Here is a 20,609-nt window from a genome sequence, read left to right as displayed (position 1 = left end):
CGCGATGAGCTGCGGGCCGAGGGCCTGGCAGTGGCTTGAGCGAATTGTTAGATGCAAGTCGCACTTAGTGAGCACTTGTTTTAGACAGCAGGTTGAGTACTGCCACACCACTGACTATGAGCCCCATGCCAACGAAAGCCCATACGTCAAGTTTTTGCCCATGGACGATCCACGCGACGGCCGCGACCAACACGATTCCGAGCCCTGACCAAATTGCATAAGCAATTCCTACCGGAATGGATTTCAGCACCAGAGAAAGGAAGTAAAAGGCAACACCGTAACCGACGACAACGACCGCAGATGGAACAAGCTTGGTAAATCCTTCACTGGATTTGAGTGCAGATGTTGCGACTACCTCAGCAAAGATCGCAATAGCCAGCAATAGCCAAACTTTCATCAGTTCTCACCGACGCGTGTGCAACGCATTGTGCGCGATTAAAGACGGAAGCGACAGATTGCGCCGCTGTTGTAGCTATGCGCACGAGCGTACTTCCTCTGGCATCTAACGCCTAAGCTAAGCCGAAACGCGTAGCGGATCGGAGCACATGGCAAGCTGTACCTGCCATGTGCTTTGCGGAGCGAAGCGGTTTCGGCTTGAACGCATTGTTAGGCCTCCGCGCCAGCTGTAGCCGGTGTGCGGTTAGTCAGTAGCGACCCAGTTGCCCCGCGAATCCCGCCTCAGTTGAACATCTTTGGTGATCGAGGGGCAGCAGTTTGCATCCCCAGGTGCATGTTCCGACGTCTCGAGAACAATACTATTGTGCGTGCTACGCACAATTCTTCCCCCTAGACCTGAGTAGCTAACATCTACGGTGGGCGATGACTGGGCTGGGTCGACTACATACGAGTCGCCCGTACGAACGTTCACAATGGCGATGTTCGTAGTCGTAGTGCCGGAACCGCCGAGGCATCCTATATCGCCGTGCCAAAGCACAGCAAATGTCGCGCTTTCTCGATCTTCCCAGCTTGTGTAGGGGGACAGCGTGGCAATGTCGTCTGAGGTGACCTCTACATCTCCGCAGGAGATAGAAGATCCGTACATCGACACCACTGAAGCCACGTTTTGGTCTACGTCATTCGAGTTGATTGACTGCGAGTGTGCGAGTGAAGGGGCGAGCAAAAGAGCAAAAGACAAGTACGTTATCTTCATTGGTTCTCTACTAAAGGGTTGGATGGATGATGCGCGTGGTTGGTTATTTTAGGCCTAACGCTAAGTAAGCCCCACCTTTGGGGCGGTACAATTCGAATTACAGTGCAAGAGTGAGGCGGTATGCATTACCGCCCCGAATATGCCGGTATGCGCCGACGTCATTCGTCATGTCGACCAGGCGCATGATGAGCCTGCAACGTCCTCCGGCGGGGACTCATAGCGCCAGTCCGGACGTCAACCTTCAATCGGTTCTTGTCGGCCAGCAGCGCCTTCACCCAGTCGTTGAGCTTCAGGTAGGGGCTGACGAGGATCGGGCGATCCCTGGCGTCTTTGATGAGTTCTTCAAGGAAGTAGTTGCTCGCGCTGGTGTTGAGAAACTTTGCCACGGGCTACTCCTGTTCCGGCCAGAAGGCCAGGCGCTGAATCACGCCCGGTCGAAACGTACCGGCTCGGGGCCGCGGTTCTGCGAACGGACCACGACCGTGCCGGCCAGCTTGTCGTGCCAGCCCTGCTTCTTCGGGTCAAACGCGACCCAGATGATGCCGAGGAACAGCGGGATTATGGATACGAAGTACGCGACGTAACGGCCGATCGCCTGCCCCACGCTCATCGGATTCCCGGTTCTCGCATCCACTACGCGCGCAGACACGGCCATCTTCCCGGGTGTCGCCTGCTTGTGGACCCAGAACAGGACTACTGCGACGAATGGCATGACCCATGAGATCAGGAAGTCTGCGGGACCGGCAATAAAAGAAGCTTCGTCGTTGGTGAAATACCCCCACCCATAAAACGTGACGAGCAGCGGAATGCTCACCAACATGATGATGATCCAATCGATGATGCTCGCGCCAGCGCGTGCCCAAAAGCCTACGTACTCCAGTTCCTGGTCCTGCATTTGAAACCCCCTGTCTGGTTGTGTTGCTCAGTGTTGTTCGATGCTGTCGCTCAGATGCACCCGGTTGTACTGGCGGGCAGGATAGAAGGACGCCCGGGCTGCGGAAGCCCGGGCGACTGCCTACCCCGCAACATAGCCACCCTCCTGCTCCTGCGCCCGCCCCAGCGCTACCAGCATCTCCACCAGCTTTGGCAGCCGCCTCTTCCATGGGCCGCGTGCAATGAACCTGGCCGCGATCCCATCGATTGAGAGCGGCACTGGACTCGCAGCGAGGACATCGGCCACGGCGCGCACCTGGTCAACGGCGTCCTTCGGCCAAGGCATTGGCTTGGTAGCTTGGCCGGCAGCAGGCTCTTGGTCGGTCCCGGCTGCTTCACTGGCGTCGCGATCCGTGTCGAAGCGGGCCTGGTCTGGTTCGCGCCCGCGGGCGGGTTCCGGGTTCTGGAACTCTGGACGCAGCCAGCGGACGAGGCCTCGGGCTTCCTCGGCGGCGCGTTCGGCATTGAGGGCGACCAGGCGTTCGAGAATCGCTTCGTCGAACGCGCGCTTCGCATCCTCGCGCGTGGGTGCGGGGCCTCCATGCACCTGGCGTTCGCTTTCAGGCAGATCGCGCTCGGAGTCGCCCAACTGTTGCAGGCTGTCGGGCGGCTGGTTGCCGTGGGCGGCGCGCAACAGCGGCAGCAGATCGCCCCAGCCGTAGGCGTACAACACGGCCTCGTCGAGTTCGTCGTGCAGCTGGCGCAGGACGGAGACCAGACCTTGTTCGTGCATGGCGCGCTCCTTCGCGGTCAGCGGCTGGCCGCTGCGCAGGGCGTCGAGCACGTTGTACATACCGGTCAGGGTGAGGCCGGGGTGGGCTGCCTGCTGGCGCTTGCGGTGTGCGTTGAGCTGTTCGGCGAGGTTGCGGATCCGGTCGGAAGGGTATTCGCCGTAGGTCTTTGTGGGGCCTGGCGTGCCGTCCGGGTTGTCGAGGGCGACACCGATGGGGCCGCCGAATTTGTCTGCGGCGTGAAGATCGGGGAAGGGAAATGTCTCAAAACATCGAGTCTTGTTGTAGCGAGGTCGGTCCTCGAGCGTGCCTCCTGCGGCCAACGCCCAAGTCACATGAACGGTACTCGACAAGATGCCCAACAGCGCAGCGTCGTCGCTAGCGATGTTGATGAGCATGTTGTCGGGCAATGTTTCTTCATCAAGGAACCCAAACACTCGATGTTTGGAGGTCTCAACCGTGGCGATGAAGCGGCGCAGGCCGCTCATTGCCTGGCGCATTACCGGTCGCTCCCATCCAAAACGCCACCACTTATCGCGAATTGCTGCGCGCCGATTCTGATCGCGCTCCGGTTTCACGTAATCGAAGACTCGCTGATAAGCCGCTGGATGCAGGCGCGCCGCCTCATCCCGGTTGTGCCCAAAAAAATCGATCACAGAGACGTTGCGCGAAAGCTGCATCACGTCACGACCGTTCACATAGCGGCGAATCACCCGCTTGGCCCGATCGCTGGTGGCGCTAGCGCGCATCTCCTGCGCGAGAGGTTCGTCGACAATGAACCCTGCTCCATAGAGCTGGACACCAGGGGACGACAGCCCCGCGTTCGCAGACAACGGCAAAGCGGAAGGCACGTCCGCTCCCACCGTCAGGTCCGCGTTAATTACGCCGAAGCGATCTGCAACCGTGACTCCGACATCTCCCTTACCCGAAGCTTCATCCACGACCTCGGAAAGGCGCCCAGTCCGGGTGTCTGCACGCCCGACGGTCATTGCAATTCGTACGGCCGCACCGTCTGCGGAATCCACCCACGGATGGTCGGGCACCGCAAATGCAAGCCCGAAGGTGGACCCCTTGCTCCGGGCCGTGACATGCTTCTCTACGACGCGGCGTTGGAATCCTTGGCCAATGCTGTTGGTGGTAATGAAGCCAAACGCTTCCAGGTTTCCCGCCCCTACTGCGTCGGCAGCTTTGTCCCACCAGAACATGACTAGGTCCGCCTTTGGCGGAATGTCCGGATAAACGGACCAGAGGGCGTCGACGTAGCCATCGCCGAGCACTGCACGCAGGCGCCAGCCGCCAATGAAAGGCGGATTCCCCACGACAAAATCCGCCTCCGGCCACGCCGCCTTCCTCGGATTCAGATACCGCTCCACCGGCCTCCGCGCTTCCTCGTCCGGCACTTGCTCCCCGGTCACCGGCGACATCTTCATCGTCTCCCCATCCCACCGCGTCACCGGCACGCCGCGCTCGTCGGTCACGAACTCCACGCCGTCATGCGCCAGCACCGCATCCCGGTTCTCGATATTCCGGAAGTCCCGGATCACCGGCTGCGGCGGGTGCACGTCGCCGCGCGTCCGGTAGTGCCACTGCAGGTAGCCGATCCACAGCACCACTTCGGCGATCGCCGCGGCGCGCGGGTTGAGCTCGATGCCCAGCAGGTTGTGCGGGTCCACGGTCTCGCCGCCGGCGGCGTCGGCGCGCTCGCCGCCCAGGGCCAGGCCGGTCTGGCGGTAGCCGAGTTCGTCGAGCGCATTGAGCACCTCGCCTTCCAGGCGCTTGAGGTGTTCCAGGGTGACGTACAGGAAGTTGCCCGAGCCGCAGGCGGGGTCGAGCACGCGCACGGTGCACAGGCGGCGGTGGAAGCGCAGCAGTTCGGCGATGGCGGCGTCGGGCTTGTCCTCGGCGGCGAGCGTGCCTGCGGCGGCCTGGGCCTCGCCCCATTCCTTGCGCAGCGGCTCGATCACCGTCGGCAGCACCAGGCGTTCGACGTAAGCGCGCGGGGTGTAGTGGGCGCCGAGCTTGTGCCGGTCCCTGGGGCTGAGCGCGCGTTCCAGCAGGGTGCCGAAGATGGCCGGCTCGACGTGCTTCCAGTCGGCGTGGGCGGCTTCCAGCAGGAGGTCGAGCTGGGCGCGGTCCAGCGGCAGGGTGTCGGGCTGCTTGAACAGCTTGCCGTTGAAGCGCAGCACGTTGCCGGCCAGCACCGCGGAGAAGCCGCCGGCGTCCATGTCGCGCCACAGCTGGGCGAGCATGCGCATGGCTACGTCGGGCTGTTCGGCGTGGCGCGCCAGCAGGTCGCGCAGGCTGTCGTGCGGCAGCAGCCGCACGTCCTCGGCGAACATGGTGAACAGGCAGCGCATCAGGAACTGGGCGACGGCCTCGGGATCGTGGCCGGCGTGGCCATCGACGCCGCGCTCGAGGCTGCGGGCCAGCCGCGCCAGGCGGTCGGCGATCTCGCGGGTGACGCGGGCGGATTCGCGGCTGGGATCGAGGCCGAGCGGGTCGGTCCAGATGCGCTGCAGGCGCTCGCGGATCTCCGGGCGGCGCAGGTCGGTGAGCGTGATGCGGTGGCTGCGCGGGTCCGGGAACGGCACGTAGGTCGCGCCGGAGCGGCTGAATTCGGAATACAGCTCGATGCGGTGGCCCACGTCCACCACCACCACGAACGGCGGGCGGCCTTCGGCGGCGGGCAGGGCGCGGGCATAGGCCTCGGCCTGGCTGCGGGCGCGCAGGATGGCGTCGTCGAAGCCCTTGGTGTGCGCGCCCTGCTTGAGCTTCTTCGACTCGAGGACGAAGGCGCCGCGACGGTACAGGTCGATGCGGCCGGCGCTGGTGCTGCCGTCGCCGTGGGCGAAGGTGATGGGGCGCTCGAACATGTAGTCCTGTTCGGGCGTGGGGTGCGGGGCGTCGACGCCGAGCAGGCGGCAAAGGTCGATCAGGAACGACTGCGAGGTCGAGAGTTCCGATGCGGTGACGCCCTGCCAGCGGGCGATGAAGGCATCCGCGGCGGCGCTGTCGGCCTGCGGTGCGATGTCTGCGTCTGCCACGTCGGGGGCGGGCCCCCCAGCCCGTGGTGCGTGCGTTGTGCACGCAAGGATACGTCAACTCAGCGCATGGGCTCCGGCGTGGGCTGAGGGTTGGGCTCGCGCACGGGCTCCGGTTCCGGATGGTCGGGCTCGCGCAGCGGCAGCGGTGCGGTGGGGTCGACGGGGCGGTCGGGAACGGGATCGATGGGCTGGTCGGGTACGGGGTCGTGCGGCTGGTTGGGAACGGGATCGCGCGGCTGGTTGGGGATCGGATCACGGGCGGGATGCGGGATCTGGCCGGGGATTTTCTGCGGGGTGGGGTCGGTGGTCATGCGGGTGCTCCAGGCGGGGGTGCGCCTGACCGTAGCGTTGGCGGGATTGGATCGGCGTGAATCCGACGGCGCTCAGCCCCGCAGCAGCTCCTGGAAGTCCGCGGCATTCGGCGTCGCGTGTCCGTGCGCGGTGTTGTCGAACACCACCCAGGCTTCGCCGCCCGGCGGCAAGGTCGATGTCACGCGTGCGGCCAGCGAGGCCAAGGCGTCGGCGTTGTAGGCGCTGTAGTACGTGCGTGGCGAACCGTGCCAGCGCCAGTAGCGCAGCGCGGGGTCGCCACCGGGTTCGGCAGCCCCCGCGACCGGCGCGGGATCGGCGGCGACGCGTGCGATGCGGTGGCGCTGCCACAGGGCGTCGATCTTTGGCGCGAACCAGCTGGCGTGGCGTGGCTCGCAGGCGACACCGCCCGCCCAGCGCCGGCGCAGGGCGGCGAAGAAGGCGTGGGCGACACGCGCGTCGTGCGGCAGGCCCGGTGGCAGCTGCACGAGCAGGCAGCCGAGCTTGTCGCCGAGGCCACCGGCCTGTTCGAGAAAGGCATCCAGCAGCGGCATCGTCGCTTGCAGGCGGTGCTCGTGCGTGATCGTCTTCGGCAGCTTGACCGAGAAGCGGAACCCGTCGGGCACGCTGGCTGCCCAACGGGCATAGGTCGTTGGGCGGTGGGGACGGTGGAAGGAGGAGTTGATCTCGACCGCGCTGAAGCGCGTCGCGTAGCGCGCGAGCGTGCTGTCGCCGGCGCCGAACAGATCGCGGTGCTGGCTTGCGATGGACCAGCCGGCGGTGGCGGTGCGGACCGGAGGCGTGACAGGTGGGCGCGGCATGGGGCGATGGGCGGCGTGGGGGCTTCGACGGGTGATGTGTCATCGATAGCAGCCGCGCGGGCCGGGGCCCGTGAACGTGCTGGACCATTCGCGCCGCTTGCGCGCCGGCCGTCGCGCACCGCCCTTGATCCCCGCCTCACCGCCCGCGGTGATACTCCCGCCATGCCCGAAGGCCCGTCCATCGTCATCTTGCGCGAGGAAGCCGCGCACTTCGCCGGCCGCAAGGTGCTGCGGGTGTCGGGCAACAGCACGCAGGACATCGGCCGCATGCACAACCGCAAGGTCCTGGCCGTGCGCAGCTGGGGCAAGCACTTCCTGCTCGAGTTCGCCGGCTTCAGCCTGCGCATCCACTTCCTGCTGTTCGGCAGCTACCGCATCAACGAGGGCAAGGACACGCCGCCGCGGCTGTCCCTGGGTTTCAGCAAGGGCGAAGCGCTGAACTTCTATGCCTGCTCGGTGCGCTTCATCGAAGGCGACCTCGATGACAGCTACGACTGGAGCGGTGACGTGATGTCCGACGACTGGGACCCCGCGGCCGCTCGGCGCAAGCTGCGGGCGCGGCCGGACGCACTGGCCGCCGACGTGCTGCTTGACCAGGATGTGTTCGCGGGCGTGGGCAACATCATCAAGAACGAGGTGCTGCACCGGATCCGCGTGCATCCGGAAAGCCGTATCGGTGCGCTGCCGCCGCGCAAGCTCGGCGAACTGGTGGCGCAGGCGCGTGAGTACAGCTTCGACTTCCTCCGCTGGAAAAAGGACTTCGTGCTGAGGAAGCACTGGCAGGTGCATGCGAAGACCACTTGTCCCCGCGACGGCACGCCGCTGAGCTACCGCAAGCACCTGGGGCAGGCGCAGCGGCGGGCGTTCTGGTGTGACACGTGCCAGCGGCTGTACGCGGCGGAGGGGCTGGGGCAGCCACGGCCCAGGCCGCTTGCCGGAAGGCCAACGGCGCCCCGGCGGGGAAAGGGATAACCCGACCCCATTCCCGGCCGCACGCGCTTGCATGCCGCAACGGGCAGGTGTTACATCCGTTGGACACCGTGCAAGGAAGCGCCCGATGAGACGATGCCGCCCCGCCGCGCCCGCCGCCGTGCTCGCCATGGCCCTGGCCGCGCCCCTCCTGCTGCAGGGATGCCAGACGAACATGAGCAACGACGCATCTGCCGACGCGCAAAGAGATGAAGCCGCGGCTTCCGGCGAGCTGTACTCGCCTTGGCCGCTGAAGTTCAAGAAGCACAATCTGGGCATCCATTGTTTTGATACCTATGGATGCAAGGTGGTGTATGACGGGCGGGTGCAGGCGATGCAGAATCCTGATGTGCTACGGCCGTCGTCCGAAAGCATCGGTCCGGATTATCGAAAGAACTGGCTTGGCGGAAGGCTGGGGTTTCACAACTTTCCGCCGCCAATGAGAGTGAGCTGGATGTCGAAGGATGGCGTCTCACATGAGACATCAATCGATTTCGGGCAACTCTTCAGCGACGAACTTGTTCGACATAACGTGCCGCGAGAAAAGATCCCTTCATTCGCGACGTTCGGAAATCCGGACATACAACTCGAGGTGAATGACCGCACGATCAACGTCTACATGCTTGCTTCCATCCCGCTGAAGGAGCCGCGGATTCCCGGCAACCGATTCAGCACGATGCAACGCGATCTGATCCTGATTCATACGGAATCGTTCTAAGAAGCTAGAAGCAAGGAGCGCCACGCCATGGGAGGCGGGAAGCTAGGTGGCACCAGCGCGAATCAAGCCGAAACGCCGCACCTGCAGACATACGACGCGGCTCGCCGAGATTTGTCCGAGATGCGGGTTCCGGTCCTGTATCGGAACGATGATTCGAACAGCTACGTGTACTTCGCTGCCTTTGACGGTAGCGGTCAGGATGCACGTCGCGTGGGAGGGGTGCCGACCAATGTCGGTGCAATCAACGAACAGATCGAGATCCTCGCTGAGCAGAGTGGGCGCCGCATCGCGTCTGGGTACGTCGCAGGTCCGGGCACGCAGCGGAATCCGGTCGTAATGGTTCTCGACAACGCCCTTGCCTTCAGCTACGACGAGCGCATCATCCAGATGTACCGGCAGTGCGCGAACCAAGCGCAGCACTGGCTCGCGGACAACCCCAGCGCCGAAATCCACATCGCCTCCATCGGCTACAGCCGCGGCGCCACGCTGATCCCCGGTTTCGCCCGCCTGGTCGAGCAGCACGGCATTCTTGACCCCACCGGCCTGGCCTTCCACAAGAACGAAAGCGGGGAACTCGTCGCCACCAGCTCGCGCCCACCGCTGGTCCCACCCGGCCAAACCGCGCACGCGGTTGCCCTGTTCGATCCCGTCGCCACCGGCCTGCCGAAGAACTACGACATGCGCCTGCCGTCATCGGTGATCTCGGGCTATTCGCTGCTGGCCGCCGATGAACGGCGGCGGCTGTTTTCGCACACCACGATGATCGGCGACGGCGTCACGCCGGACGGGCGTTTCGGTCGCAGCACGGTGGCGGGCTCGCACTCCGACGTGGGCGGCGGCTATCGTGCGAACGGACTTGAGATCCGCTCCGGCAACGTGATGGTCGGCTATCTCAACGCGCTGATGGATCGCCCGCTGCTGTCTACGCGCGAGGTCCCCAATGATCCCGCCATGAGCGTCGTCCATCGGCCGGAACAGGCGATGTTTGGCCTGTTCTCCATTGGCGCATCGAAACCCGGCGAACGCTACGTGCGCGAGCGCCTCTGCGTGGTGGTCGATCCATGCACCGACGCGGTGCCGCGTGACGAGGCGCTGGCGGCGCGCTTCAAATACCGGTCGCCATCCGTCGCACCCATGCCGTCGCCGGAGGTCGCGATGTCACCGCTTCACGACCCCGGGCACCCCGGCCATGCGCTGTTCCGGCAGGCGCTGGACGGCGTGCACGCGCTCGATGCCCGCTTGGGGCGGGAGCCTGACGCGGGCAGCGAGCGCCTGGCCGCTGCGCTGGCGGCGACGGCCGGCCGCGAGGGGCTGCGGAGCATCGACCACGTTGTCGCTGGCGACAGCGGCCGCCGGATTTTCGCGGTGCAGGGCCTCCTGCACGATCCGGCGCAACGGCGGGCGTGGGTGGATACGGTGCCGGCGCTGGCGCAGTCGCTGGCTGAGAGCGCACGTCAGCTGGAAAGCCCGCGCCCGGAGCTTTCGGGCATTTCGGTGGAAGGCTTGAGCCCGGAACTTCTGGCAGTGCCGCATCGCGATCCGGCGCCGCTGCACCCGGCGCCCGCGCTCTTCCCGCACTAGCGCGTCGCCGGCAGTCCGCAGGTGGTATCGCCGAGGATCGTCGCCACGCGTGCGAACTCTTCCTGCAGCGGCGCCTTGGCGTCGCCGCGGGCGTAGCGCCAGCCCGATTCGATCTCGCGCCCGCGCTGACGCCAGCCTTCGCAGGCTTCGCCGTCCGGGATGCGTTCGCAGCGGTCGTACTGCCATTCGCAGGCGGCGCCGGCGGCGAGGCCGGGGTCGCCGTTGATGCCGACGGTCTGCAGCGCGACGCAGCGCGGCTGCGGCTCGGATGATTCGCTGACGTAGCGGTCGTTGCCGGGAGTGTGGCAACGGTAAATCGGCGGTGGCGGCAGGCGGTCGGCGTCGGCGATGCGTGCCGGCGGCGGTGCGTCGGGCCGTTCGGCAGCTGGCACGGGTTCCGCGGCGGCGGCCGGGGTCGGGTCGGCTGCCGCGGGCGGCTGTGGCAGCGGCACATAGACCGGCATCGGCGGTGGCGGCTCCACCACCGTGCGTTCCTGCCTGCTGCCGGCAGGGCAGGGCTCGTCGTTCTGCACGGTGAGCGCGCCGCTGGCGTCGGTGCAGCGGTAGATCACGACCTGCGGCGCGGCCGCCGCCGCGGTCATGGCGATCGCGGCGATGGCGATGGCGATGGCGATCAGCGTCGCCAGGCCCGGGCGGCCCGGGCAGCGTGGGGTGGATCGATACATCAATACGTCCTGCAGTCGCGGTCGATGCGGGCGTTGATGCCACGCTCCTCGACGCGCAGGGTATCGCGCTCGCGCTGCTGGGCATTGAAGAAGCGGGTGCGGATGGCGTCGCGGCGGTCGGCCAGGCGGGCGCAGGTCTCGGCCGCCGGCAGCACGTGGCATTGGTCGCGCTCCCACGTGCCGGCGCCACCCGGCCAGCCGTGGCCGCCATGTGGCGGACGCGGACGTGAGCCGAGGCTGCCGGGATCCGGGCGCGGCGGGTCGGGCGGAATGCTGATGCGGCTGATCGGCGGTGCGCTCAGGCCGTTGCCGGCGGAAACGGTCGGGCCGCGGCTGCCGATGTCGCCGCGACCGTGGCCACCGGTGTCACCGCGGCCGCCATGACCGGGACGGCCGCGAGGCCCGGCGCCGATGCCTACGGGATATCCCGTCGTCCACAGCGGCACCCAGCGCGGCTCGCCGTCGCCGCTGTCGCTCTGGTAGACGCTGCCGTCCGGGCGTACGCATTCGTACAGGGGCTGCGGCGGCTGTGCGACCACGTATTGCACGGTTGGTGCCGGAGCCGCTTCGGGCGCGCGCGGGGCGTCCGGCACCGGCGCAGGCTCGCCGTCCACCGGGCGCACCATGCTGCGCACGTCCTGTTGCGTCCCGTCGACGCAGGGCACGTTTCCGATGACCACATGGCCACCGGCATCAGTGCAGCGATAGATGGTGACGTCGTCCTGGGCCGGCAGCGGCGCAATGGCCAGCACGGCCAGCGCAAAAAGAATGACGGACACGGCGGCACTGGAGCGGATCCGGATCATGGGTGCATCTTGCGCCAGCCGCGTCCACGGCGAAAGCCGGCGCGCTCCTACAAGCGCAACGGGACGCCGGTCAGGGCATCGCGGATAGGCGTGGGACGGTCGTTTCCGCCGGTGTCGCCTTCCAGCACGGCATCGAGCGCCGCGAACAGCGCAGCGTCGGCCTCGGCGAGTATGCGCGGCGGGGGTGCGCCCGCTGAATTGGCGCTGGTCGACACAAGTGCGCCGCCGAAGGCATCGCAGAGGCCGGCCACCAGCGGGTGCGCGGTGACGCGCACGGCGACGCCGTCATGCTCGCCGGTGATCCAGCGCGGCACGCGCGCGGTGGCGGGCATGACCCAGGTATGCGGGCCCGGCCATGACGCATAGACTTCTTCGCGGCGTGCATCCGGCAGCGCGCCCCAGTCGACCAGGCCTTCGAGCTGCGTGGTATCGGCGGCGATCAGGATCAGGCCCTTGTCCACCGCGCGTTGCTTCATCGCCAGCAACCGCATGACCGCGGCCTCGTTGAATGGATCACAGCCAAGGCCCCAGACCGCCTCGGTCGGATAGGCGATGACGCCACCACGGCGCAGCGTGGCGGCGGCAGCTTCAAATTGTGGTGACCGGTTCATCGGGGCAACAGGGCTGCGGAAAGGCGTGGTGCCGGCCGGCTGCGGCCCGCGCCGACAGCTTACCCCGCCATGCAGGGCAGGCCCGCGGAAGGATGGCCCGGACGGAGCGGAGTCGCTTGCTGCCGGACGACATCGTGCTCCCGCTCGCCGATCGTGTTCACCACCGCCAGCCGGCGGTCGGACTCCTCGACGGTGACGAGCGCGGCTTCGGCCGCGGACACCGATGCCCGCCGGTGTGCCGGGTCGTCCAGCCGCCCTTCGATGGCAAACACGTTGCCGGTTGTACCCATCAGCACATGGTCGACGCGTCGCAGCGTCATGCCGGGCGCGACGGGCGCGTCCGCCTCCGGACAGGCGTCGGCACCCTTGCACCGGGCCAGCAGGCTCCGGCTGATGCGCTCGCTCGCCTCGTCGTAGGGCTTGCCGTTGGCCTCGTCGATCGCACGGACGCCGGAGCGGATGCGCTCGTACATGGCGTGGTCGGGGTGCGAGGGGTTGGTGGGGTCCAACGATTCCGGAGCGTTGCCGCCGCGTTCGGGAGCCGCCTGATCAACGCGCTGGGGCTGCTCGTCGTCTGGTTGCAGACGGCCTGCATCCAGGTCGGCGATGAACTCCGGTGTCAGCACCGCATGCCAACGATCGTACTGGCTGCGGCGATGCTCAAGACCGTTGGTGCCACCGTTGATCCGTCTCGTGGCGGCGAGCACGTCTTCCCGGTCTGCCACAGGCACATTCGCTTGCCAGAACGCCACGGCAATGCGGGCTGCGTTCTCGGGCTCGGCTGCCAGTCCAGGATTGGCCTCGAGCCCCAGGCCAAGTTCTTCTCCCATGGCTCGATAGTTGTCGCGGCCAGTCAGCTGGATGTATCCGCGGCCGCGATAGCGGTAACCGTCTCCCGCCTCGTCATTGCCCATGCGGGCGCCATACATGAGTTCGGCGAGAGCTTCGGGCCGTCCGCGCACGGCCTCGAGACGCGCGTTCTCAAGGGCGATATCGCCCTCGCGCCTGGCCCATCGCACGGGAATCTGGTCGATTCCCCGTGTGTAGGCAAAAGACTCCTCCAGGGCGGTGAGGTTGCGGGACTCCGCGCTGATCTGGGCCATGAAGTTGGCCATCTCCTCTCGCGAACTGATGCCTGCGTCCCTCGCTGCCTGGAGCATTTCGAGCTCTCTTGGAGTGGGCATGACGCGTCACTCCCGGGGCAGCGCTGTGTCGTCGATGGTTTCCGGGTCGAAGTCGACGAAGTCCATTTGACCAAAGTCGTCTGCGGTTCGATTCGAACTGCGGGTTTCGTGGCTGACTCGATGACTGCTCATCCGTGACACCGACACCAGTTGCCAGGTGTTGTCGCCTGAATGTTCGAAGGAGTATTCGTTCGACCAGAGCCAACCTGCTCCGCCTTCCGTCCGCAACATGAAAGAGCCGGGACCTGAGACCAGATGGATGGATGGCTCTCCAAGCGCACCACCGCACTCGGCACAAGGCACGATGCGATCGTTGCGTGCGGCAAGTTGGAGCTGTCCCTCGGCGTCGCGAACGAACAACAGCATCGATCGTGGGATCCGGGCGCCTGCAGCATCGGGATTGCCGTCGAGGGCCACCACCACATCGGGACGGCCATCGGCGTTGATGTCGCCTTGCGACACCGCGAGCACTTCCGCGCCGCGTGGCAGGACGCCGTGGATTTCATCGGACATCGCCGGGCCGTCGAGCATGTCCACGCCCGAAGCGATTGATCCTGCAACAGGCGAGGTCGCATGTGCCGGGTTGGGTCCTGCCGCCCCACAGGCAGCCAGCGAAGCAAGCCCGAGCAGGATCGCCGCACGGAAAATCCTTTCCATATCCACATCCTTGTTGGTTACGTTGCCGCTATATAACACGGCCCGCAGCTCCAAAGGTGCGCGATCAGAAGGGAGCGTCGTCGGTCAACTCCGTATTCCGCGTGGCGGCCTTTTTTGCAGGGACCTTTTTTGCTGCTGCTTTCGTTCCTGTCTTCTTCACCGCAGCTTTCTTCGTCGCGGTCTTCTTCGCAGTGGCCTTCTTGGCTGCCTTCTTCGCCACCTTCTTCGCGGGTGCCTTCTTCACCGCGGCCTTCTTCGCAGGCGCCTTCTTCGCCGCGGCCTTCTTGCCGAAGCGCCCGCGCGCGGGCTTGCCGGTCTCTTCCAGCAGCGTCACCACTTCTTCGAAGGTCAGCGATGCGGGTTCGCGATCCTTGGGGATCTTGCCGTTGAGCTTGCCGTCGCTGATGTACGGCCCGTAGCGACCGTTGAGCACCTGGATGTCGCTGTCGGGGAAGGTCTTGATGATGCGGTTGCGCGCGATCTCTTCCTTCTCTTCGATCAGGAACACCGCGCGTGCGAGGTCGATCGTGTACGGGTCGTCTTCCTTCTTCAGCGAGGCATACACGCTGCCGCGTTTGGCGAAGGGGCCGAAGCGGCCGACGCCGACGCTCACTTCCTCGTCCTTGTCCTCGCCCAGCGTGCGCGGCAGCCGGAACAGGTCGATCGCGGCCTCGAGAGTGATGGTGTGCATGCTCTGGCCCGGGCGCAGCGAGGCGAAGCGCGGCTTCTCCTCTTCGCCCTCGGCCATGCTGCCGATCGCGGCGTACGGTCCGTAACGACCCAGGCGCACGCTGACCGGCTTGCCGGTCTTCGGATCGGTGCCGAGCTCGCGCGCGCCGGTGGCCTGGGAGCGGTCGACCGACTCGGTCTTCTCGACCACCAGCTCCTTGAACGGGCCCCAGAACTTCTCCATCAGCGGCACCCACTCTTCCTCGCCGCGCGACACCGCGTCGAGCTCGTCCTCAAGCTTCGCGGTGAAGTCGTAGTCGACGTAGCGGGTGAAGTGGCTGCTCAGGAAGTTGGACACCGCGCGGCCGACGTCGCTGGGGCGGAAGGCGCGGCCTTCCATTTCGACGTACTTGCGGAACTGCAGGGTCTGGATGATCGAGGCGTAGGTCGACGGCCGGCCGATGCCGTACTCCTCCAGCGTCTTCACCAGCGAGGCTTCGGTGAAGCGCGGCGGCGGCTGGGTGAAGTGCTGGTCGGCGTGGATGCGGTCGAGCGGCACGCGGTCACCGGGCTTCATCGCCGGGAGCTTGCGGCCCTCGTCGTCGTCGTCCTTGCCCTTGTTGTCCTTGCCTTCCTCGTACACGGCCAGGAAGCCGGGGTCGATCACCGTGGTGCCGCTGGCGCGGAAGCTGTGCTCGCTGCCGGCGGCCAGGTCCACCGACACGGTGTTGAGGATCGCCGGCACCATCTGCGACGCCACTGCGCGCTTCCAGACCAGTTCGTACAGGCGGCGCTCGTCGTCGGACAGGAAACGCGAGACCTGCGCCGGGGTGCGCAGCGCGGAGGTCGGGCGCACGGCCTCATGGGCCTCCTGCGCGTTCTTCGACTTGGTCTGGTAGAAATTGGGCTTGTCCGGCAGCGCCCTGGTGCCGAAGTCGCGCGCGATGACATCGCGGATCTCGCCCAGCGCCTCGGCCGACAGGCTCACCGAGTCGGTACGCATGTAGCTGATCAGGCCGACGGTGCCCTCGTCGCCGATGGCCACGCCCTCGTACAGCTTCTGCGCCACCTGCATGGTGCGGCGGGTGGTGAAGCCGAGCTTGCGCGAGGCCTCCTGCTGCAGGGTGGAGGTGGTGAACGGCGGCGCCGGGCGGCGCTTGCGCTCCTTGCTGGCGACGTCGGTGACGTGCAGCGCGCCCTGCGCCGCGGACACGATGCGGCTGCGCGCGTCCTCGGCGGTGTCGCCGTCGGTGACGGTGAACTGCTCGAACTTCTTGCCGTCGAGCCTGGTGAGCTTGGCGCTGAAGGCCTGCGTCGGGTGCGCGCATTCGGCTTCGATCGACCAGTATTCGCGGGCGATGAAGGCTTCGATCTCTTCCTCGCGCTCCACGATCATGCGCAGCGCCGGCGATTGCACGCGGCCCGCGGACAGTCCGCGCTGCACCTTGCGCCACAGCACCGGCGACAGGTTGAAGCCGACCAGGTAGTCCAGCGCGCGCCGCGCCTGCTGCGCATCGACAAGATCGGCGGCGATCGCGCGCGGCTTCAGCATCGCTTCCTTGATCGCACGCGGCGTGATCTCGGTGAACACCACCCGCTGCAGCTCCTTGCCCTCGAGCAGGCCGCGCTCGCGCAGGATCTCGGCGATGTGCCAGCTGATGGCCTCGCCCTCGCGGTCCGGGTCGGTCGCGAGGTAGATGCCGTCGGCCACCTTCGCCGCCTTGGCGATCGCCTCGACGTGCTTCTCGTTCTTGTCGATCAGGTCATAGCGCATCCGGAAACCGTTTTCCGGATCGACCGCACCCTCCTTGGGCACCAGGTCGCGGACGTGGCCGTAGGAGGCCAGCACCTGGAAATCCTTGCCGAGGTACTTGTTGATCGTCTTGGCCTTGGCGGGCGACTCGACAATGAGGAGGTTCTTGGCCATTGCGGCTGGGGTTCCGGGGACGGCGGGCGCCGCGCCTTGATGTGGGGTGATGTAGACGCCGACGCCCGGGACAGGTGCCCCGGGCGTTCGATGCTGCTCTTTATAGTGGAATCACGGCGGCGATGGCACTGTCAAGTGCGGCGTGGAGGGACTCCCTTGGCCGCATTGTGGCCGGTTTCGCAGGAACAACGCCCGTGCGTACTGATGCGACGCGGCTTCAGTGCACAGTTTCAGGCTCGTCCAGGAACATCTGGGTTTCCATCCAGGCATACGCGGCCTCGGAGCCTGGCTGGTTGAACAGCACCATCAGCACCACCCATTTGAGGTCGTCGAGGTCGAGTTCGTCCTGGTCGAGCGCCATGGCGCGGTCCACGACCAGCTCGCGGCGATCGGCGTCGATCACCCCGTGCTGCTCGAGGAACATCAGGAAACCCCGGCATTCCACGTCCAGCTTGGCCTCTTCCGGGGTCGAGAACAGGCGCGTGGGACCGTTGGCGCGCGACGGGCCATCCCCGGGGCGCTGGGCGGCCAGCGCATCGAGCCAATCGAAGGCCTTGCTGGTTTCCGCTGGACTGAACCCGGCCTGGAGCAGGCCGCTCTGGAGGGAATCGCGGTCGCGGGCGAGGTCCGCGTCTTCGGTGAAATAGTGTTCGAACAGGTAGAGCAGGACGTCCAGGATGCTTTCTTTCATTTCCCCCGGCCTGCGCCCGCGGGCGCGTTACTGAGACTTTCGGGAATACCGGCCATGCTCGACCGCGACACGACCCTCCAGCTCCATGAGCAGCAGCATGCTGCCTAGCTCCGCAACCGTCAACGCGGTGCGTGAGACCAGTTCATCCATACCGGTGGGGTCGTGTCCCAGTGCCTGCCACAAGCGCTGGTGGTCGGAGCCTGCAGGCGGGTCGGCATTGCCGGCCGCCGTGGCGTTGTTCCCGACCCCAACCATGGGGACGGACAGGCGCCCGCGCAAGTCGTCGCCGTAGCTGATCGCAAGCGGAGCCAGCGCCTGCGCCACTTCGGCGGGCGATTCCACGAGGGCGGCGCCGTCGCGGATCAGGCGGTGGCAGCCGCGGGCCTTGGGGTTGTGGATCGAGCCCGGGATGGCGAACACCTCGCGCCCGGCCTCCCCGGCCAGGCGGGCGGTGATGGCGGCTCCCGAGCGCAGGGCCGCCTCCACCACCACGACGCCGAGCGAGAGGCCCATGAGGATCCGGTTGCGGCTGGGGAACGCGCCGCGCCCGTAAGCCGAGCCCGGAGGCAGCTCGCTGACGACCGCCCCGGTGCGGGCGATGTCCTGGTAGAGCCCGGCGTTGCGCCGCGGGTAGGGCTGGTCGATGGCGGTGCCGAGCACGGCCACGGTGCGCCCGGCGGGCGTCGCGAGCGCGCCCTCGTGGGCGGCGGTGTCGATGCCGGCGGCCATGCCGCTGCACACCGACAGGCCGGCCGTGGCGAAGGCGCGGGCGAAGTCGTAGGCGTTCCTCAGGCCGCCGGCGCTGGCGGCGCGGCTGCCGACCACGGCCACCGCCGGATGCCAGAGCAGGTTGGCATCGCCCACGACCCAGAGCGCCAGCGGCGCGGTGTCAAGGCGACGCAGCAGGGGTGGATAGTCCGGATCCTGCACGCCGATGAGCCGGCGCCCGGGTCCGGCATCGAGCCAGCGCTGGCGTTGCAGCAGGTCCTGGCCACCGCCGCGGGCGCACAGTGCGCCCTGCTGGGCGGTGTCCAGGCCGGCGGCACGCCAGGCGGTGCGTCCGGCGCCAAGCGCCGCGCGGGGACTGCCGTGCTGCTCCAGCAATTTGCGGCGGGGGGCGCTGCGACCGCCTGCGGCCAGCAGGCGCAGCAATGCCAGGGTGTCTTCGCTGTCCATGGCCCAGCCTGGCCCGGATACGACGACGGCGCCCTCGGGCGCCGTCGCGTGTGCAGGTCAGGGAAGGCCGCGCCTCAGTAGGTCGCGTCCGGATGCTTCAGGTGGTAGCCGACGCGGCTCGGCTTGATGCTGTCCATGACCAGGCCGTAGCTGACCTTGTCGAAGGTGCGGAACACCATCACGTGGCCGGCGAATTCGTCGGGCAGGCGCACCTTGTTCTCGAAGAACACGGTGTCCTCGTCGCGGTCCAGGCCCTTCTCGACGCGGTCGACGGTGTTGCTGCCTTCGCGCCAGATCGAGAACACGGTGCCGTTGTCCACGCCTTCGCGGGCGCCGACCGACAGCGCGATCACGTCGCGCGGGCCGCCGGAGGTGAGCATGTCGGTCACCGCCAGCACGCGCGCCTTGCCGTAGTCGGTCTGGACCTTCGGCGGGTGCGGGAAGAACTGCAGGTCGTAGGGCTGGGCGTCCACCGCCACCACGCGGTCGCCGATGCGGACCTCGCGGCCCTCCTCGTCGAGCAGCAGGGTGCTGGCCTGGATGCCGCCCACTTCGCCGCGGGTCAGGGTGCCTGCGGTCACGCGCATCAGCTCGTGGCCCAGCACTTCCTGGCCCTTGTCGGGCATGACCACGTTGGCCCAGTACTGGCCCCAGTCAACGCTGCGGCGGCCGGTGGCGTCGAGCTCGTCACGGCCGAAGGTGTCGCAGCACATGCCGGCGCGCAGCAGGTGGGTGTAGCGCACCGTCGGACGCAGCACCGCGTAGCGGGTGCCGGGCGACGCGTCGCCAAGTCCGCGCACGTAGACCACCTGGCCGCGGCTGGCGCGCATCCGGTCTTCTTCAAGGCCGACCACGTAGGGCATGTGGTCGAAGTCGTCGACCACGCGCAGGTCCTTGAGGAAGGGCTCGATCTCGGACAGCGGCACGGCGTTGACGGGCGCGGCCTCGGTCCGCGGGCCCGGCGTGACGCTGACGCCGACGCGGTTCAGGTACGCCAGGCTGATCACGTCACCCGGGTAGATCAGGTGCGGGTTGGCGATCTGCGGGTTGGCCTGCCAGATTTCCGGCCACAGCCAGGGCTTCTCGAGGAAGCGGCCCGAGATGTCCCACAGCGTGTCGCCACGCTGGACGACATAGGTATCAGGGTGGTCGCCGCGCAGGCCCTGGGCCGCCGCGAACGTAGCCACCGTGAGCATCGCCACCGCAACACCCGTGCGTAGCGCATTAGAAAGGCGCTGAAGCTTGCCGGCCATCTACTTGCTCCCCTTGGAGATTTCCCCGTATAGCGGCCGCACTATGCCTACAGGAACCGATCCTGCGCAAGCCTGCTGGCGCTACAATCGCAAGCCGTGCCGTACGGTTGTGACGGCGGCCCCCCTTTATCGCCCATCTGTATGTCCCTGATCACGATCCTCGAACACCCCCATCCGAACCTGCGCAAGGTCGCTGCCGAGCGCGAGGCGGCAGGCATTGCCGATCCGTCCTTCCAGCGCCTGCTCGACGACATGTTCGAGACCATGTACGAAGCGCCGGGCATCGGCCTGGCGGCGACCCAGGTCGATGTCCACGAGCGCTTCATGGTGCTCGACGTCACCGATACCCGCGACCAGCCGCTGGTGTTCATCAACCCGGTGATCCGCGAGCGTTCGGCCGAACTGCGCGTGCACCAGGAAGGCTGCCTGTCGATCCCGGGCATTTTCGCCGACGTCACCCGCGCCGACGGCATCGAAGTCGAGGCGCTCGACCGCCACGGCAAGCCGTTCACCATGGCCGTCGACGGCCTGCTGGCCACCTGCGTGCAGCACGAGATCGACCATCTGGACGGCACGCTGTTCATCGACCATCTCTCGCCCTTCAAGCGCGACCGGGCGCTGAAGAAGTACGACAAGCTGCGCCGACATGGCGACTGAGCGCGGCCGCGCGATGACCGCATCCCTGGCAACCCT

Annotated in this window: 19 protein-coding genes; 4 read left to right on the top strand and 15 right to left on the bottom strand. The window is 66.8% G+C overall.

The annotated features are described in order from the left end of the window. Positions 1 to 64: 64 nt before the first annotated feature. From WCD84_RS00730 to WCD84_RS00705, 6 genes are all read right to left on the bottom strand, one after another. Positions 65 to 397, bottom strand: coding sequence for a Qac family quaternary ammonium compound efflux SMR transporter (locus tag WCD84_RS00730; protein WP_343280080.1), 333 nt, complete (start codon positions 395 to 397; stop codon positions 65 to 67). Positions 398 to 1,308: 911 nt separating this feature from the next. Beyond that, on the bottom strand, positions 1,309 to 1,536 hold the full coding sequence (locus WCD84_RS00725) for a hypothetical protein (RefSeq protein WP_343280079.1): 228 nt from the start codon (positions 1,534 to 1,536) through the stop codon (positions 1,309 to 1,311). A gap of 38 nt (positions 1,537 to 1,574) precedes the next feature. Beyond that, a complete protein-coding gene (locus tag WCD84_RS00720) occupies positions 1,575 to 2,045 on the bottom strand; it encodes an RDD family protein (RefSeq protein ID WP_343280078.1) in 471 nt (156 codons plus the stop codon). A gap of 120 nt (positions 2,046 to 2,165) precedes the next feature. Next, the gene (locus WCD84_RS00715; RefSeq protein ID WP_343280077.1) at positions 2,166 to 5,858 is read right to left on the bottom strand and encodes a class I SAM-dependent DNA methyltransferase; all 3,693 of its coding nucleotides are present in this window, start codon (positions 5,856 to 5,858) and stop codon (positions 2,166 to 2,168) included. A 59-nt stretch (positions 5,859 to 5,917) separates the two neighbouring features. Next, complete coding sequence (locus WCD84_RS00710) at positions 5,918 to 6,169, bottom strand: hypothetical protein (RefSeq protein ID WP_343280076.1); 252 nt, start codon at positions 6,167 to 6,169, stop codon at positions 5,918 to 5,920. Between the two features lie 72 nt (positions 6,170 to 6,241). After that, the gene (locus WCD84_RS00705) at positions 6,242 to 6,988 is read right to left on the bottom strand and encodes a DUF72 domain-containing protein (RefSeq protein WP_343280075.1); all 747 of its coding nucleotides are present in this window, start codon (positions 6,986 to 6,988) and stop codon (positions 6,242 to 6,244) included. A gap of 162 nt (positions 6,989 to 7,150) precedes the next feature. On the opposite strand from WCD84_RS00705, the gene WCD84_RS00700 reads away from it, so the two are divergent. The 3 genes from WCD84_RS00700 (at position 7,151) to WCD84_RS00690 (ending at position 10,256) form a co-directional block, all read left to right on the top strand. Further along, on the top strand, positions 7,151 to 7,960 hold the full coding sequence (locus WCD84_RS00700) for a DNA-formamidopyrimidine glycosylase family protein (RefSeq protein WP_343280074.1): 810 nt from the start codon (positions 7,151 to 7,153) through the stop codon (positions 7,958 to 7,960). 85 nt (positions 7,961 to 8,045) lie between these two features. Beyond that, positions 8,046 to 8,675 (top strand): hypothetical protein, encoded by a 630-nt coding sequence (locus WCD84_RS00695; RefSeq protein ID WP_343280073.1) that lies wholly within the window; start codon positions 8,046 to 8,048, stop codon positions 8,673 to 8,675. Positions 8,676 to 8,795: 120 nt separating this feature from the next. Beyond that, the gene (locus WCD84_RS00690) at positions 8,796 to 10,256 is read left to right on the top strand and encodes a DUF2235 domain-containing protein (protein WP_343280072.1); all 1,461 of its coding nucleotides are present in this window, start codon (positions 8,796 to 8,798) and stop codon (positions 10,254 to 10,256) included. Here WCD84_RS00690 and WCD84_RS00685 read toward each other — a convergent pair. From WCD84_RS00685 to WCD84_RS00645, 9 genes are all read right to left on the bottom strand, one after another. Continuing rightward, on the bottom strand, positions 10,253 to 10,942 hold the full coding sequence (locus WCD84_RS00685; RefSeq protein WP_343280071.1) for a DUF4124 domain-containing protein: 690 nt from the start codon (positions 10,940 to 10,942) through the stop codon (positions 10,253 to 10,255). The genes WCD84_RS00690 and WCD84_RS00685 overlap by 4 nt on opposite strands. After that, positions 10,942 to 11,721 carry a DUF4124 domain-containing protein gene (locus tag WCD84_RS00680; RefSeq protein WP_343280070.1) on the bottom strand — a complete coding sequence of 260 codons (780 nt, stop codon included), beginning with the start codon at positions 11,719 to 11,721 and terminating at the stop codon, positions 10,942 to 10,944. The genes WCD84_RS00685 and WCD84_RS00680 overlap by 1 nt, the downstream gene beginning before the upstream one ends. A 74-nt stretch (positions 11,722 to 11,795) precedes the next feature. Then, the gene (locus tag WCD84_RS00675) at positions 11,796 to 12,359 is read right to left on the bottom strand and encodes a Sua5/YciO/YrdC/YwlC family protein (RefSeq protein ID WP_343280069.1); all 564 of its coding nucleotides are present in this window, start codon (positions 12,357 to 12,359) and stop codon (positions 11,796 to 11,798) included. 59 nt (positions 12,360 to 12,418) lie between these two features. Continuing rightward, entirely contained in the window at positions 12,419 to 13,474 is a 1,056-nt protein-coding gene (locus tag WCD84_RS00670) for an XVIPCD domain-containing protein (RefSeq protein ID WP_343280068.1), read from the bottom strand. 75 nt (positions 13,475 to 13,549) lie between these two features. After that, complete coding sequence (locus WCD84_RS00665) at positions 13,550 to 14,200, bottom strand: hypothetical protein (RefSeq protein ID WP_343280067.1); 651 nt, start codon at positions 14,198 to 14,200, stop codon at positions 13,550 to 13,552. Positions 14,201 to 14,264: 64 nt separating this feature from the next. Then, positions 14,265 to 16,796, bottom strand: a complete 2,532-nt coding sequence (locus tag WCD84_RS00660; protein WP_343280066.1) for a DNA topoisomerase I — start codon at positions 16,794 to 16,796, stop codon at positions 14,265 to 14,267. 217 nt (positions 16,797 to 17,013) lie between these two features. Next, positions 17,014 to 17,487: a DUF494 family protein gene (locus WCD84_RS00655; protein WP_343255590.1), complete on the bottom strand. Its 474-nt coding sequence runs from the start codon at positions 17,485 to 17,487 to the stop codon at positions 17,014 to 17,016. Positions 17,488 to 17,514: 27 nt separating this feature from the next. After that, positions 17,515 to 18,663, bottom strand: coding sequence for a DNA-processing protein DprA (gene dprA, locus WCD84_RS00650; RefSeq protein ID WP_343280065.1), 1,149 nt, complete (start codon positions 18,661 to 18,663; stop codon positions 17,515 to 17,517). Between the two features lie 74 nt (positions 18,664 to 18,737). Further along, positions 18,738 to 19,916: a LysM peptidoglycan-binding domain-containing protein gene (locus WCD84_RS00645; RefSeq protein WP_343280064.1), complete on the bottom strand. Its 1,179-nt coding sequence runs from the start codon at positions 19,914 to 19,916 to the stop codon at positions 18,738 to 18,740. A 141-nt stretch (positions 19,917 to 20,057) separates the two neighbouring features. On the opposite strand from WCD84_RS00645, the gene def reads away from it, so the two are divergent. Beyond that, positions 20,058 to 20,573, top strand: coding sequence for a peptide deformylase (def, locus tag WCD84_RS00640; RefSeq protein WP_343280063.1), 516 nt, complete (start codon positions 20,058 to 20,060; stop codon positions 20,571 to 20,573). Positions 20,574 to 20,609: the final 36 nt, after the last annotated feature.

It is taken from the genome of Luteimonas changyuni (assembly GCF_039548395.1).
Classification (GTDB): domain Bacteria; phylum Pseudomonadota; class Gammaproteobacteria; order Xanthomonadales; family Xanthomonadaceae; genus Luteimonas.
Note: the sequence above shows the minus strand (reverse complement) of the source record. Positions and strands in the feature narration are given on the sequence as shown.

Excerpts from the sequence above, each read along its gene's own strand:
- WCD84_RS00730 (WP_343280080.1), bottom strand. The coding sequence starts at position 397 with ATGAAAGTTTGGCTATTGCTGGCTATTGCGATCTTTGCTGAGGTAGTC.
- WCD84_RS00720 (WP_343280078.1), bottom strand. The coding sequence starts at position 2,045 with ATGCAGGACCAGGAACTGGAGTACGTAGGCTTTTGGGCACGCGCTGGC.
- WCD84_RS00710 (WP_343280076.1), bottom strand. The coding sequence starts at position 6,169 with ATGACCACCGACCCCACCCCGCAGAAAATCCCCGGCCAGATCCCGCAT.
- WCD84_RS00705 (WP_343280075.1), bottom strand. The coding sequence starts at position 6,988 with ATGCCGCGCCCACCTGTCACGCCTCCGGTCCGCACCGCCACCGCCGGC.
- WCD84_RS00700 (WP_343280074.1), top strand. The coding sequence starts at position 7,151 with ATGCCCGAAGGCCCGTCCATCGTCATCTTGCGCGAGGAAGCCGCGCAC.
- WCD84_RS00695 (WP_343280073.1), top strand. The coding sequence starts at position 8,046 with ATGAGACGATGCCGCCCCGCCGCGCCCGCCGCCGTGCTCGCCATGGCC.
- WCD84_RS00690 (WP_343280072.1), top strand. The coding sequence starts at position 8,796 with ATGCGGGTTCCGGTCCTGTATCGGAACGATGATTCGAACAGCTACGTG.
- WCD84_RS00685 (WP_343280071.1), bottom strand. The coding sequence starts at position 10,942 with ATGTATCGATCCACCCCACGCTGCCCGGGCCGCCCGGGCCTGGCGACG.
- WCD84_RS00675 (WP_343280069.1), bottom strand. The coding sequence starts at position 12,359 with ATGAACCGGTCACCACAATTTGAAGCTGCCGCCGCCACGCTGCGCCGT.
- WCD84_RS00670 (WP_343280068.1), bottom strand. The coding sequence starts at position 13,474 with ATGGCCAACTTCATGGCCCAGATCAGCGCGGAGTCCCGCAACCTCACC.
- WCD84_RS00665 (WP_343280067.1), bottom strand. The coding sequence starts at position 14,200 with ATGGAAAGGATTTTCCGTGCGGCGATCCTGCTCGGGCTTGCTTCGCTG.
- WCD84_RS00660 (WP_343280066.1), bottom strand. The coding sequence starts at position 16,796 with ATGGCCAAGAACCTCCTCATTGTCGAGTCGCCCGCCAAGGCCAAGACG.
- WCD84_RS00655 (WP_343255590.1), bottom strand. The coding sequence starts at position 17,487 with ATGAAAGAAAGCATCCTGGACGTCCTGCTCTACCTGTTCGAACACTAT.
- dprA (WP_343280065.1), bottom strand. The coding sequence starts at position 18,663 with ATGGACAGCGAAGACACCCTGGCATTGCTGCGCCTGCTGGCCGCAGGC.
- WCD84_RS00645 (WP_343280064.1), bottom strand. The coding sequence starts at position 19,916 with ATGGCCGGCAAGCTTCAGCGCCTTTCTAATGCGCTACGCACGGGTGTT.
- def (WP_343280063.1), top strand. The coding sequence starts at position 20,058 with ATGTCCCTGATCACGATCCTCGAACACCCCCATCCGAACCTGCGCAAG.